Origin of the sequence: Paraburkholderia sediminicola (assembly GCF_902859805.1) — a bacterium.
GTDB lineage: Bacteria > Pseudomonadota > Gammaproteobacteria > Burkholderiales > Burkholderiaceae > Paraburkholderia > Paraburkholderia sediminicola.
The window spans coordinates 92,931-105,585 of the sequence record NZ_CADIKC010000003.1; the positions used below are offsets into that span (position 1 = coordinate 92,931).

The following is a 12,655-nucleotide window of genomic DNA, read 5'->3' on the forward strand; positions in this document are numbered from 1 at the left end:
AGATCAGTGACCCTTGACCACTTCGCCGTCGCGCAGCTTGTAACGCGTGCTGCAGTACGGGCATTTCGCTTCGCCGTGCGTGACGTCGATAAAGACGCGCGGATGCGCGCTCCAGCGCGGCATGGCCGGATTCGGGCAGTACGCCGGCAGATCCTTTGCCGTCAATTCGACCAGCGGCATTTCCTTGATTTCGCTCATGGGGACTTTCTCGTTGTATGCAGGGTGCGTGCGTTGCACCGGCAAAAGGCCGAGGGCCTTGGGCCGGCGCAGCGCGCGTTAGATCTTGGTGAGCCAGTGCGCGTACTTGTCGCTCTTGCCGTTCACGATATCGAAGAAGCCGGATTGCAGCTTCTCCGTGATCGGGCCGCGTGCGCCGGAGCCGATCGTGCGGTTGTCGAGTTCGCGGATCGGCGTGACTTCAGCGGCGGTGCCGGTGAAGAACGCTTCGTCGCAGGTGTAGACCTCGTCGCGCGTGATGCGTTTTTCGATCACCTGGATGCCCGCGTCGCGCGCCAGCGTGATGACGGTGTCGCGCGTGATGCCGTCGAGGCACGACGACAGGTCCGGCGTGTACAGCTTGCCGTTGTTCACGAGGAAGAAGTTTTCGCCGGAGCCTTCCGACACGTAGCCGTCTACGTCGAGCAGCAGCGCTTCGTCGTAACCGTCGGCAATCGCTTCCTGGTTGGCGAGGATCGAGTTCACGTACCAGCCCGACGCCTTGGCGCGGACCATCGACACGTTCACGTGATGGCGCGTGAACGACGAGGTCTTCACGCGGATGCCCTTGGCAATACCGTCCTCACCGAGGTAAGCGCCCCACGGCCAGGCGGCGATCGCCACGTGGATCGTGTTGCCTTTGGCCGACACGCCGAGCTTTTCCGAGCCGACCCAGATGATCGGGCGCAGGTAGCAGGATTCCAGCTTGTTTTCGCGGACCACTTCGCACTGCGCGGCGGCTAGCGTTTCATGGTCGAACGGCACGTCCATCTGGAAGATCTTGGCCGAATTCAGCAGCCGCTTGGTGTGTTCCTGGAGGCGGAAAATCGCCGTGCCGCCGTCCGCCGTCTTGTAGGCGCGTACGCCTTCGAAAACGCCCATGCCGTAATGCAGCGTGTGGGTAAGCACGTGGATCTTGGCGTCGCGCCAGTCGATGAGCTTGCCATCCATCCAGATCTTGCCGTCGCGGTCGGCCATTGACATACGATTCTCCAGCGGTGCGGTGAAAGAGCGTCATTTTAGCGTCTTTTGCACACGAAACGGGCATTTGGCCGCACACCGGGCGCTATAATTCGGCGCACGCATAATTCATCCGGATGCGCCAGCGGGTGCTTGACGACCTGGCGCCGACCTCCCTTCGTTGCGCCGTCGCTTGGCGCCCGCGTTTCGCCTCATGCTCGCTCGCTTCTCAGATACCGATCGTCGCGCCTTTCGTGAGGGCGCGCGCGACTATTCGCCCACGCTGATGGCGATCTTTTCCTGGGGCCTCGTCACCGGCATTGCAATGAGCAAGTCCGTGCTCACGCTGCCGCAGGCGCTCACTATGTCGCTGCTCTGCTACGCCGGTTCGTCGCAACTGGCCGTGCTGCCGTTGCTGGCCGCCAAGCTGCCGATCTGGACCGTGCTGCTCACCGCCGCGATGGTCAATACGCGTTTCGTGATCTTCAGCGCCGGTCTCGCGCCGCATTTTTCCTATCTGCCAATGTGGCGCCGCATCGTGCTCGGCTACTTCAACGGCGACGTGATCTATCTGCTGTTCCAGAAGAAGAGCTTCCAGACCGGTTATGTGCCAGGCAAAGAGGCGTACTTCTGGGGCATGGCGGTGTGCAGCTGGCTGTCGTGGCAGGTGTCGTCGATCGTCGGGATTCTGCTGGCGAGCCTGATTCCGGACAACTGGGGCCTCGCGCTGGCAGGCACGCTGGCGCTGCTGCCCATCATGGTGTCGGCGATCGCCACGCGCTCCACGCTGGTCGCGGTCGGCGTCGCTGGCGTGGTGTCGCTGCTCGCTTTCGACCTGCCGTACCGGCTTGCACTGCCGCTTGCGGTGATTGCGGCGATTGTCGCGGGCAGCGCGGCCGATCTGATGGTCGAGCGCGCCGACTTGCGCCGCATCCGCAACAGCGCCGGAGATTCCCAATGACATCCACACAGATCTGGCTGTCCATTATCGGCATGACCTTCGTCACCGCGGTGACACGCGCGATGTTTCTAATCGGCGGCGAGCGCACGGTTTTGCCGGCGCGCGTCCAGCGCATGCTGCGCTATGCGCCGGCCGCGGCGCTTGCCGCCGTCGTGCTGCCCGATGTGCTGGCGACGCCGGAGGGGCTCTCGTTCGCGCCGTCGAACCACGAGTTTTACGCGACGCTGGCCGGTCTCGCGTGGTTTATGTGGCGGCGCACCATGCTCGGCACGATTGTGGTGGGAATGGCCGTGTTCACGCTCTTGCGGCTCTTCATGTAATTGATTGAATCGAAAATGCTGCGCCGCGACATGCTCGGCGCATTCTTCAAATACGGGACATTCGCCTGGTTGCGGGTCAGAAGGCCGTGTGGATAAGTTAAAATGGCTGTTTCCGGGACAAGCGCGCCGCTGCATGGCGCGACAGCCGCGGCTTTGCCGCCGGCGCCCGACTCAGTGGAGCCGCTGCCGTGCCGAAGCGCTGGAGTTCGCCGCGCTTAAGGCCCAGCGCGTCGTCCGCCACCGCCTTCCCATCAACTCGCATGCACAAACGCCCATGAACAAGGTATTGCGTCTCTCCGATCTGATCGCCGAAGGCAAGCTGTCCGGCAAGCGCGTGTTCATCCGCGCCGATCTGAACGTGCCGCAGGACGATCAAGGCAACATCACCGAAGACACCCGTATCCGCGCCTCCGTGCCGGCGATCAAGGCCGCGTTGGACGCAGGCGCCGCCGTGATGGTCACGTCGCACCTGGGTCGCCCGACCGAAGGCGAATTCAAGCCGGCAGACTCGCTCGCGCCGGTCGCGAAGCGTCTGGCCGAGCTGCTTGGCCGTGACGTGCCGCTGGTCGCCAACTGGGTCGAAAACGGCGTGAATGTCGCGCCGGGTCAGCTCGTGCTGCTGGAAAACTGCCGCGTCAACAAGGGCGAAAAGAAGGATTCCGACGAGCTCGCGCAGAAAATGGCGAAGCTCTGCGACATCTACGTGAATGACGCATTCGGCACCGCGCACCGCGCCGAAGCCACCACGCACGGCATCGCCAAATACGCGCCGGTCGCGTGCGCCGGCCCGCTGCTAGCGGCTGAGCTCGAAGCGCTCGGTAAGGCGCTGGGCGCGCCGAAACGTCCGCTGGTGGCGATCGTCGCCGGCTCGAAGGTGTCCACCAAGCTGACCATCCTGAAGTCGCTGGCCGACAAGGTCGATCAGCTGATTGTGGGCGGTGGCATCGCCAATACGTTCATGCTGGCTGCCGGACTGAAGATCGGTAAGTCGCTTGCTGAAGCCGACCTGGTCGCCGAAGCCAAAACCATCATCGACGCAGCGAAAGCACGCGGCGCCTCGGTGCCGATCCCGACCGACGTGGTCACGGCGAAAGAGTTTTCGCCCACTGCCAAGGCCGAAGTCAAGGCCGTCGCCGATGTTGAAGACGACGACATGATCCTGGACATCGGACCGGAAACCGCCAAGGTGCTTGCCGCGCAACTGGAAAAAGCCGGCACGATCGTGTGGAACGGCCCGGTTGGCGTGTTCGAATTCGATCAGTTCGGCAACGGTACGAAGACGCTGGCTGACGCGATCGCCAAATCGTCGGCGTTCTCGATTGCAGGCGGCGGCGACACGCTGGCCGCGATTGCCAAGTACGGCATCCACGACAAGGTCAGCTACATCTCGACGGGCGGCGGTGCCTTCCTCGAGTTCCTTGAGGGCAAGACACTACCCGCTGTCGCAGTTCTGGAATCGCGGGCTTAACGTGGTGACGCGCTCCCCCTCAGCGAAATCTGCAAAAGCGCGCGGCAGCAAGTTGCCGCGCAACACCGCAGCAGCAACGGCAGGGGAGCGCGAAGCGCGCTCCGCCGCCACAACGGCCGTGGCTGAAGCCGCGGCCCCGCAGCTAGAATCCGAGTCGTCCCTCGCGCTCGCGGAGTTGACCACTGCCAGCGAGGCAGCGGAATTGTCCACCGGACAAGCCGCCCACTCGCACGCAGAACTCCCGGACGACGAGGTTGCGCCCGCACCCCCACCAGCGCCCCCCGCGCCGGTGTCGAACACCGCTTCACCCCATAAAGCGACGCTGGTTTCAACCGGCGCGCAGCCCCCAGCAGCACCCTTCGGTGCGCAGCCTCCGCATCCGACTCGCAGCGCTCATTCCAGCGATCTCACCCAGACGAGGAGACTCATGCATCGCGCCACCAAGATTGTCGCTACCATCGGACCGGCTTCCAGCACGCCGGAAATCCTGCTGCAAATGATTCAGGCAGGAGCCGACGTGGTGCGGCTCAATTTCTCGCACGGCACCGCCGACGACCACCGCCAGCGCGCCGAATTCGTGCGCGAAGCGGCCCGCCAGGCCGGCCGTGAAGTTGCCATCATGGCTGACCTGCAAGGCCCGAAGATTCGGGTCGGCAAATTCGAGAACGGCAAGACCACGCTCGTTCCCGGCAACCCGTTCGTCCTCGACTCCGAGTGCGAACTCGGCAACGACGACCGCGTCGGTCTCGACTACAAGGATCTGCCGCGCGACCTGAAACCAGGCGACGTGCTGTTGCTCAACGACGGCCTGATTGTGCTCGACGTCGTGCGCGTGCTCGGCAGCGAGATCCACACCACCGTGAAGGTCGGTGGCGATCTGTCGAACAACAAGGGCATCAACCGCCAGGGCGGCGGCCTGACGGCGCCGGCGCTGACGGCCAAAGACATGGAAGACATCCGCACGGCGATGTCGCTCGGCGTGGATTATGTCGCGGTATCGTTCCCCAAGAACGCTACCGACATGGAAATGGCCCGTCAGCTCGCGAACATCGCGGGCGCGCCGTACGGCATCAAGCCGAAGATGATCGCGAAGATCGAGCGCGCGGAAGCGATTCCGGCGCTGCAAGGCATCCTCGACGCATCGGACGGCATCATGGTCGCGCGTGGCGATCTGGCCGTGGAAGTGGGCAATGCCGCAGTGCCTGCGCTGCAAAAGCGCATGATTCGTATGGCGCGCGAATCGAACAAGTTCGTGATCACCGCGACCCAGATGATGGAATCGATGATCTACGCACCGGTGCCGACCCGCGCCGAAGTGTCGGACGTCGCCAACGCGGTGCTCGACGGCACGGACGCAGTGATGCTGTCGGCCGAATCCGCGGCGGGCAAGTACCCGGTCCAAACCATCGAAACGATGGCGGCGATCTGCGTGGAAGCCGAGAAGTCGGAGCAATCCGAGCTGGACAAGGATTTCCTCGACCGCACGTTCACGCGAATCGACCAGTCCATCGCCATGGGCGCGCTGTTCACGGCGTTCCACCTGGGCGCGAAGGCGATCGTCGCGTTGACCGAATCGGGTTCGACCGCGCTGTGGATGTCGCGTCACTGGACGCACGTGCCGATTTTCGCGCTCACGCCGCGCGTCGGCAGCGAGCGGGCGATGGCGATTTACCGCAACGTCACGTCGCTGCATCTGGACACCAGCACCGACCGTGACACGGCGTTGCAGCAGGCGCTGGAAACCGTGGTCGGCAAGGGCTATGCATCGCGCGGCGACATGGTGGTGCTGACCGTCGGCGAGCCGATGGGCCAGGCAGGCGGCACGAATACGCTGAAGATCGTGCGCGTCGGCGAGCCGTATTGATTCGGTGTAGACCGAAGACTGCTCGATCGGCACGCTCTGCGTGGGACCAGAGTAGGCGCTAAAGCGCCAACTCTGGCCGACACAGGCTTGATTGAGCGAAAGCAGGCTGTCATGCCCCGCGAGAGGCGGCGCACAGACTCCAATCGCGCGTGCGGTAAAGGTCCGCAAGTGACGCGCTTTAGGGAATGTGTGAACGGGTATGCAGCTTGCTTCGCGATAAAATCGCCCAAAAAGATGCCGACGGCACAGAATTCGTTTCAATCTAAGGAGTTAAGCATGCCTCTCGTATCAATGCGTCAACTGCTGGACCATGCTGCCGAAAACGGTTATGGCATTCCGGCATTCAACGTGAACAACCTGGAGCAGGTGCAGGCGATCATGTTCGCAGCGGACAAGGTCAACGCCCCGGTCATCATGCAGGCGTCGGCCGGCGCGCGTAAGTACGCGGGCGAGCCGTTCCTGCGTCACCTGATCGAAGCCGCGGTCGAGTCGTACCCGCATATTCCGGTCGTGATGCACCAGGACCACGGCCAGTCGCCGGCGGTTTGTATGGCGGCGATCCGCAGCGGTTTCACCAGCGTGATGATGGACGGTTCGCTCGAAGCAGACGGCAAGACGGTCGCATCGTACGAATACAATGTCGAAGTCTCGCGTAAGGTGGTTGAAGCGGCGCATTCGATCGGCATCACGGTGGAAGCGGAACTGGGCGTGCTCGGTTCGCTGGAAACCATGAAGGGCGACAAGGAAGACGGCCACGGCGCGGAAGGCACGATGACCCGCGAGCAACTGTTGACCGATCCGGAGCAGGCTGCCGACTTCGTCAAGCAGACGCAATGCGATGCGCTCGCGATTGCGATCGGCACGTCGCACGGCGCCTACAAGTTCAGCAAGAAGCCCACGGGCGACATCCTGTCGATCCAGCGCATCAAGGAAATTCACCAGCGCATTCCGAATACGCACCTGGTGATGCACGGTTCTTCCTCGGTGCCGCAGGAACTGCTCGCGGAAATCCGCGAATTCGGCGGCGACATGAAGGAAACCTACGGCGTGCCGGTCGAGGAAATTCAGGAAGGCATCAAGAACGGCGTGCGCAAGGTCAATATCGACACCGACCTGCGTCTGGCGATCACCGGTGCGATCCGCCGCTACATGGCGACCAATCCGGGCAAGTTCGATCCGCGTGACTACCTGAAGCCGGCGCGCGAAGCCGCGATGAAGATCTGTCTCGAGCGCTTCACGCAATTCGGCTGCGAAGGCCAGGCCGGCAAGATCAAGCCGGTTTCGCTTGATAAAATCGCGGAGAAGTACAAATCGGGCGACCTCGCGCAAGTCGTCCGCTAAGCTATAACCAGGCTCTACACCTGGCTGATTGGCCAGGTTGTCGTTCGATCGCCGTTCCCGCATCATCCGGGGAACGGCGTTTCCCTTTTGTTCCGGTCACACTTTTTGCCCCACTTTTAGCGAACCACGACGATGTCTACCCTTTACGAATCCACGCTCCACTCGCTGCCGCTACTCGGCCGCGGTAAAGTCCGCGACAACTATGCGGTGGGCAACGACCAGTTGCTGATCGTCACGACCGACCGTCTGTCGGCGTTCGACGTCATCATGGGCGAGCCGATTCCGAATAAGGGCCGTGTGCTCAACGAAATGGCGAACTTCTGGTTCGAAAAGCTGAAGCACGTGGTGCCGAATCACCTCACGGGCGTGGCGCCCGAATCCGTGGTGGCGGCTGACGAAGTCGAGCAGGTCAAGGGCCGCGCGGTGGTGGTGAAGCGCCTCGAGCCGATTCTCGTTGAAGCCGTGGTGCGCGGCTATCTGGCCGGCAGCGGCTGGAAAGACTACCAGGCAACCGGTTCGGTCTGCGGCGTCGAACTGCCGCCGGGGCTGCAAAACGCACAAAAGCTGCCTGAGCCGATTTTCACGCCGGCAGCCAAGGCCGAAATGGGCCATCACGACGAAAACATCACCTACAACGAGATGGAACGCCGCATCGGCACCGAACTGTCGGCCACGATCCGCGACATCTCGATCAAGCTGTACAAGGAAGCCGCTGACTATGCTGCAACGCGCGGCATCATCATCGCGGATACGAAGTTCGAATTCGGTCTGGACAACCACGGCCAGCTGTATCTGATGGACGAGGCGCTGACTGCCGACTCGTCGCGCTTCTGGCCGGCTGACCAGTATCAGGTCGGCACCAACCCGCCGTCGTTCGACAAGCAGTTCGTGCGCGACTGGCTCGAAACCCAGCCGTGGAAGAAAGAGCCGCCCGCACCGAAGCTGCCGGACGACGTGGTCACGAAAACGGGCGAGAAGTACCAGGAAGCGCTCGAACGCCTGACCGGACACAAGCTCGCTTAACGACGCGCGCCTGTCAGGTCCGCCCCGCGTGAGAAAGCGCTGGGCCGCCCCCAAGTTTGCCCGCCCCCCCGGGGTCGGCGCGAAGCGGCAGGTTTGGGGGCGCTCTCAAGAAACAAGGAAGCCGTAAGATGAGTGAAGTCCAGACTGCCCATACGCATGGCGCGCCCGTTGTCGGCGTGCTGATGGGTTCCAGTTCCGACTGGGAAGTGATGAAGAACGCCGTTGCGATTCTGCAGGAATTCGGCGTGCCGTATGAAGCCAAAGTCGTGTCCGCGCACCGGATGCCGGACGAGATGTTTGCGTATGCCGAGAGCGCGCGCGAGCGCGGTATTCGCGCGATCATCGCGGGTGCGGGCGGCGCGGCGCATCTGCCGGGCATGCTGGCTGCCAAGACCACGGTGCCGGTGCTCGGCGTGCCGGTGGCGAGCAAGTATCTGAAGGGCGTTGATTCGTTGCATTCGATCGTGCAGATGCCCAAAGGCGTGCCGGTCGCCACGTTTGCAATCGGCGAAGCGGGCGCGGCGAATGCGGCGCTGTTCGCGGTATCGATTCTGAGCGGCACGAGCGCTGAATATGCGGAAAAGCTGGCTGCATTCCGCGTGCGCCAGAACGAAGCGGCCCACGCAATGGTGCTGCCGGCGCTGTAAGCGCCAAGGCCGATTGCTTTTAGACGTCCCCCTGTCTGACCCCCGGCCGGATGCTGCTGTATGAATTCAGCACCCGGCCGCGACCGACCACTAAGATGAACCCAGACAACACACCGGTTTCACCGATTCTGCCCGGCGCATGGCTTGGCATGGTCGGTGGCGGCCAGCTCGGCCGCATGTTCTGTTTTGCCGCTCAGGCCATGGGCTATCGCGTTGCCGTGCTCGACCCGGACGAAACCAGTCCCGCGGGCGCGGTTGCCGACCGCCATATCCGTGCGGCTTACGACGACGAAGCGTCGCTCACCGAACTCGCGCGGCTGTGCGCGGCGGTGTCGACTGAATTCGAGAACGTGCCGGCGGCGAGCCTCGATTTCATGGCGAAAACCACCTTCGTGAGCCCGGCCGGGCGTTGCGTCGCCGTGGCGCAAGACCGGATCGCCGAGAAGCGTTTTATCGCGTCGTCAGGCGTGACGGTGGCGCCGCACGTGGTGATCGAATCGTCAGATGCGCTGGCCGCGCTCGACGATGCGAAGCTCGAAGCCGTGCTGCCCGGCATTCTGAAGACTGCACGCATGGGTTACGACGGCAAAGGTCAAATCCGCGTGCGTAACGCCGAGGAAGTACGCGAGGCGCATGCGTCGCTCGCGGGTGTTCCCTGCGTGCTGGAAAAACGTTTGCCGCTGAAGTTCGAAGTGTCCGCGCTGATCGCGCGCGCGGCGAGCGGCGCGTCGGTGGTGTATCCGCTGGCGCAGAATACCCATCGCGACGGCGTGCTGTCGCACACCATCGTGCCCGCGCCGGATGCAAGCCCGACGCTGGTCCAGCAAGCACAGCAGGCCGCGCTGCAAATTGCGGACAAGCTCGGCTATGTCGGCGTGTTGTGCGTCGAGTTCTTCATTCTCGAAGACGGGTCGCTGGTCGCCAACGAAATGGCGCCGCGTCCGCATAACTCCGGCCATTACACGGTCGACGCCTGCGCGACCAGCCAGTTCGAACAGCAGGTCCGCGCCATGACCGGCATGCCGCTCGGCGACACGCGTCAGCACTCACCGGCGGTGATGCTGAACATCCTCGGCGACGTCTGGTTCCCAGCCGGCCCGAAGGGCGCAGCGGTTACGCCGCCGTGGCACGAAGTCGCCGCGATGCCGGCGGCGCGTTTGCATCTGTACGGTAAAGAAGAAGCACGTTGCGGCCGCAAGATGGGCCACGTGAACTTCACGGCTGCGACACTCGAAGAAGCCCGCACGTCGGCGCGCGATTGCGCGCGGCTCCTGCATATCATCACGGGCTGACGCGAGCACCATGCCGGATCAAAGCAAACCTGCCGATGGAGGCGCCGCAAGCGCCTTGCCTGTGAGCGCGGAGCAGATCGAACACGCTGCCGCGCTGCTCGACGCGGGCGGCCTCGTCGCATTTCCCACGGAGACGGTCTACGGACTCGGCGGCGACGCCGAAAGTCCGGACGCGGTTGCGCGCATTTACGCGGCGAAGGGCAGGCCGGCGAATCATCCGGTGATCGTGCATCTGGCGCCGCAGGGCGATCCGAACTACTGGGTCGAGCATTTGCCCGCGGAGGCGCAGCGTTTGATCGATGCGTTCTGGCCGGGGCCGCTCACGTTGATTCTGAAGCGTGCTGAGCGGATCAATGCGGCCGTGAGCGGTGGACAGGATTCAGTGGGTTTGCGCTGTCCGTCACATCCCGTTGCCCAGGCTCTGCTCGAGGCGTTCAGTGCGTTGCGTGGCGGACATGGCGGCGTGGCCGCGCCGTCTGCGAATCGTTTTGGCCATGTGAGCCCAACTACCGCGCAGCATGTGCGCGATGAATTCGGCAGCGCGATTCACGTGCTGGACGGTGGCGCTTCTGACGTCGGAATCGAATCGACGATTCTGGATCTGTCGCGCGGATTTCCGGCGCTGTTGAGGCCTGGTCGCGTAACACCGCAGGATATTGCCGACGTACTCGGCGAGGCGCCACGCCTGCCCGACGGATCGGATGCAACGGCACCGCGCGCTTCGGGGACGTTGAAGGCGCACTACGCGCCGCGCACGCCGTTGGCCTTGCTGCCTTTTGATGCGTTGCAGATTTTGCTCGGGGCGCGTCAGAGCGACGAACGCGTGGCCTTGGTGGCGCGTGCTTCCCGCGCAGGGGAGTGGGCTCATGCCGAGGGCGTGCATTTCATTGCGGCGCCTGAAGATCCGCACGTTTATGCGCGCGAGTTGTACGGGCTGCTAAGGGCGCTCGATCGCGCGGATGTGAGCCGGATTCTCATCGAGAAGTTGCCGGACACGATCGAGTGGATCGCCGTGAACGATCGGCTGGGCCGGGCTGCGGCCGCATTCGAAGCGCAGGGGTAGAGGGGGCGGCCTGGTTTGCGTGGTCTGCTCAATGACGCCGCCGCAATCCGTTGTAGCAACGTGTCGTTTCAACCTGCCGTCTCAACCGCTGTGCCGCGCGCGACAAAGATAAAAAAACGCCCGGCTTGACCAGCAAGCCGGGCGTTCGCAGAACTCGAGTCCTGCAGCCGCTATGCGGCAACCCTCTCAACTTATTTTATTTCCCCAGGCCCGTGGCCGCGATCTGCTGCTGAACGTACTGCGCGAACAAGGCGTGCAAGTGCGTGCTCGGATGGACCAGGTCAGCGAACATGTAGGTCTGGTCAGCGCCAGCCACCGTGTAGGTCTGCGGTGAGCAGAAGAGCGACGAGCCGAACTGGGCGCCGTACTGGGCCGGGGTCAGTCCGTTCGTTGCGCTCGGATTGGCGGTGGCGTACGCGGTTGCGTTGGTCACCATCGACGTCAGGTTACACGCCGTACCGGTGTTGGACACCGTGAAGCCCAGCGCCTGGTAGTTCGGCAACTGCTGATCGATCCACGTGAACGCATCGGCCACGATGACCTTGCCCGTGCCCAGCAGGCCGAGGGCCGTCAGGCTCTGGACCAGGATGCCGTTATACGCCGCGGTAATCCCCGACAGGAGTGCAGCCGCGCCCGGCGAGGCTGCGTTGGCCTGAACGCCTTGCGGCGTATTGCCGATGTCCGGCACCGTCGACACCACCACGTGGGTCGCACCCGAGTTGACGATGGTCTGGATTTGCGCGGCGAGTTGCGTGGCGGCCGTCGCGATCTGTGGGTTGGCCAACTGCTGCAGGTAGCCGGCGATGAACTGTACCTGGCCTGCCTGCGTGTTCGGCAGTTTGCCGGCCTGTACGAGCAGCGGGTATTGCGTCTGCAGCGCGGTGGCGAGCGCCGTCAGATTGGCGGTGGTGCCCGCGAACTGGAAGATGTCGTTCGCGCCGCCGTTCACCAGCACGAGCTGGTTCGCGTTGAAGCTCGTATGCGCGCCCAGGTAGTTTGCCACCTGGGTCACCACCGGCACAGTCGTTGCCGCCGCGTTGTTCGGTGCCCAACCTTCGCCCTGGGCGTTCACGACGTCAGAGCCGCCTTGCGCGTAGCCAAACCCGCCCGTTGCGACCAGCGGTTGACCGAAGCCGCCCACATACGCGGCAGTCAACGTGCCGCCGTAGTACTCCGCGACCTTCTGGGTCCACACTTCGCCCGGGTTGGTCGTGAAGCGGCCGCCGCCGAAGCTCGACTGAATCACCGGCGCGTACGTGCCGACATCCGACAAGCTGTCGCCAAACGAAACGACCTGCAACTTCACGCCGCCCGCCGGCGTGCTGCCGCTCGAGCTGTTGTTGTTATCGCTGCCGCCGCCACAAGCCGCGAGCAGTGCAAGCGCCGAACTGGCGATGGCGATTTGCGTGACGCGGACGAAATTGCGTTTCCTCGATGCTATTTGTTTCATGTTGACTACATCTCCTCGTATGTGTGGCCCTTATGCCATGTGTTGCAGGC

Annotated in this window: 12 protein-coding genes; 9 read left to right on the forward strand and 3 right to left on the reverse strand. The window is 63.5% G+C overall.

The genetic code is table 11. From position 1 onward, the window contains the following. Positions 1-3 precede the first annotated feature (3 nt). Both R8871_RS12700 and R8871_RS12705 read right to left on the reverse strand, forming a co-directional pair. The gene (locus R8871_RS12700) at positions 4-198 is read right to left on the reverse strand and encodes a zinc-finger domain-containing protein (protein ID WP_054034422.1); all 195 of its coding nucleotides are present in this window, start codon (positions 196-198) and stop codon (positions 4-6) included. Between the two features lie 78 nt (positions 199-276). Then, positions 277-1,200, reverse strand: coding sequence for a branched-chain amino acid transaminase (locus R8871_RS12705; protein ID WP_175050802.1), 924 nt, complete (start codon positions 1,198-1,200; stop codon positions 277-279). A gap of 190 nt (positions 1,201-1,390) precedes the next feature. Between R8871_RS12705 and R8871_RS12710 the strand changes: the two genes are divergently transcribed. The 9 genes from R8871_RS12710 to R8871_RS12750 all read left to right on the forward strand — a co-directional run bounded on the left by R8871_RS12710 (position 1,391) and on the right by R8871_RS12750 (position 11,155). After that, complete coding sequence (locus tag R8871_RS12710) at positions 1,391-2,137, forward strand: AzlC family ABC transporter permease (RefSeq protein ID WP_175050803.1); 747 nt, start codon at positions 1,391-1,393, stop codon at positions 2,135-2,137. Next, positions 2,134-2,457: an AzlD domain-containing protein gene (locus R8871_RS12715; RefSeq protein WP_175050804.1), complete on the forward strand. Its 324-nt coding sequence runs from the start codon at positions 2,134-2,136 to the stop codon at positions 2,455-2,457. Before R8871_RS12710 ends, R8871_RS12715 begins: the two co-directional genes overlap by 4 nt. A gap of 274 nt (positions 2,458-2,731) precedes the next feature. Continuing rightward, a complete protein-coding gene (locus tag R8871_RS12720; protein ID WP_175050805.1) occupies positions 2,732-3,925 on the forward strand; it encodes a phosphoglycerate kinase in 1,194 nt (397 codons plus the stop codon). Between the two features lie 427 nt (positions 3,926-4,352). After that, positions 4,353-5,789, forward strand: a complete 1,437-nt coding sequence (gene pyk / locus R8871_RS12725) for a pyruvate kinase (protein ID WP_175050806.1) — start codon at positions 4,353-4,355, stop codon at positions 5,787-5,789. A gap of 276 nt (positions 5,790-6,065) precedes the next feature. After that, positions 6,066-7,130 carry a class II fructose-bisphosphate aldolase gene (gene fba / locus R8871_RS12730; RefSeq protein WP_175050807.1) on the forward strand — a complete coding sequence of 355 codons (1,065 nt, stop codon included), beginning with the start codon at positions 6,066-6,068 and terminating at the stop codon, positions 7,128-7,130. 132 nt (positions 7,131-7,262) lie between these two features. Then, positions 7,263-8,153 carry a phosphoribosylaminoimidazolesuccinocarboxamide synthase gene (locus R8871_RS12735; protein ID WP_028196245.1) on the forward strand — a complete coding sequence of 297 codons (891 nt, stop codon included), beginning with the start codon at positions 7,263-7,265 and terminating at the stop codon, positions 8,151-8,153. 128 nt (positions 8,154-8,281) lie between these two features. Then, positions 8,282-8,800 carry a 5-(carboxyamino)imidazole ribonucleotide mutase gene (gene purE, locus R8871_RS12740; RefSeq protein ID WP_120289708.1) on the forward strand — a complete coding sequence of 173 codons (519 nt, stop codon included), beginning with the start codon at positions 8,282-8,284 and terminating at the stop codon, positions 8,798-8,800. Positions 8,801-8,895: 95 nt separating this feature from the next. Beyond that, entirely contained in the window at positions 8,896-10,092 is a 1,197-nt protein-coding gene (locus R8871_RS12745) for a 5-(carboxyamino)imidazole ribonucleotide synthase (protein ID WP_175050808.1), read from the forward strand. Positions 10,093-10,102: 10 nt separating this feature from the next. Further along, complete coding sequence (locus R8871_RS12750) at positions 10,103-11,155, forward strand: L-threonylcarbamoyladenylate synthase (RefSeq protein WP_175050809.1); 1,053 nt, start codon at positions 10,103-10,105, stop codon at positions 11,153-11,155. 196 nt (positions 11,156-11,351) lie between these two features. Here R8871_RS12750 and R8871_RS12755 read toward each other — a convergent pair whose 3' ends face one another. Then, a complete protein-coding gene (locus tag R8871_RS12755) occupies positions 11,352-12,605 on the reverse strand; it encodes an SGNH/GDSL hydrolase family protein (RefSeq protein WP_175050810.1) in 1,254 nt (417 codons plus the stop codon). Positions 12,606-12,655: the final 50 nt, after the last annotated feature.

What these genes read in the sequence shown, in the direction of transcription:
- fba (WP_175050807.1), top strand. Translation starts at nt 6,066, where the DNA reads ATGCCTCTCGTATCAATGCGTCAACTGCTGGACCATGCTGCCGAAAAC.
- R8871_RS12720 (WP_175050805.1), top strand. Translation starts at nt 2,732, where the DNA reads ATGAACAAGGTATTGCGTCTCTCCGATCTGATCGCCGAAGGCAAGCTG.
- pyk (WP_175050806.1), top strand. Translation starts at nt 4,353, where the DNA reads ATGCATCGCGCCACCAAGATTGTCGCTACCATCGGACCGGCTTCCAGC.
- R8871_RS12755 (WP_175050810.1), bottom strand. Translation starts at nt 12,605, where the DNA reads ATGAAACAAATAGCATCGAGGAAACGCAATTTCGTCCGCGTCACGCAA.
- R8871_RS12735 (WP_028196245.1), top strand. Translation starts at nt 7,263, where the DNA reads ATGTCTACCCTTTACGAATCCACGCTCCACTCGCTGCCGCTACTCGGC.
- R8871_RS12705 (WP_175050802.1), bottom strand. Translation starts at nt 1,200, where the DNA reads ATGTCAATGGCCGACCGCGACGGCAAGATCTGGATGGATGGCAAGCTC.
- R8871_RS12700 (WP_054034422.1), bottom strand. Translation starts at nt 198, where the DNA reads ATGAGCGAAATCAAGGAAATGCCGCTGGTCGAATTGACGGCAAAGGAT.
- R8871_RS12710 (WP_175050803.1), top strand. Translation starts at nt 1,391, where the DNA reads ATGCTCGCTCGCTTCTCAGATACCGATCGTCGCGCCTTTCGTGAGGGC.
- purE (WP_120289708.1), top strand. Translation starts at nt 8,282, where the DNA reads ATGAGTGAAGTCCAGACTGCCCATACGCATGGCGCGCCCGTTGTCGGC.
- R8871_RS12715 (WP_175050804.1), top strand. Translation starts at nt 2,134, where the DNA reads ATGACATCCACACAGATCTGGCTGTCCATTATCGGCATGACCTTCGTC.
- R8871_RS12750 (WP_175050809.1), top strand. Translation starts at nt 10,103, where the DNA reads ATGCCGGATCAAAGCAAACCTGCCGATGGAGGCGCCGCAAGCGCCTTG.
- R8871_RS12745 (WP_175050808.1), top strand. Translation starts at nt 8,896, where the DNA reads ATGAACCCAGACAACACACCGGTTTCACCGATTCTGCCCGGCGCATGG.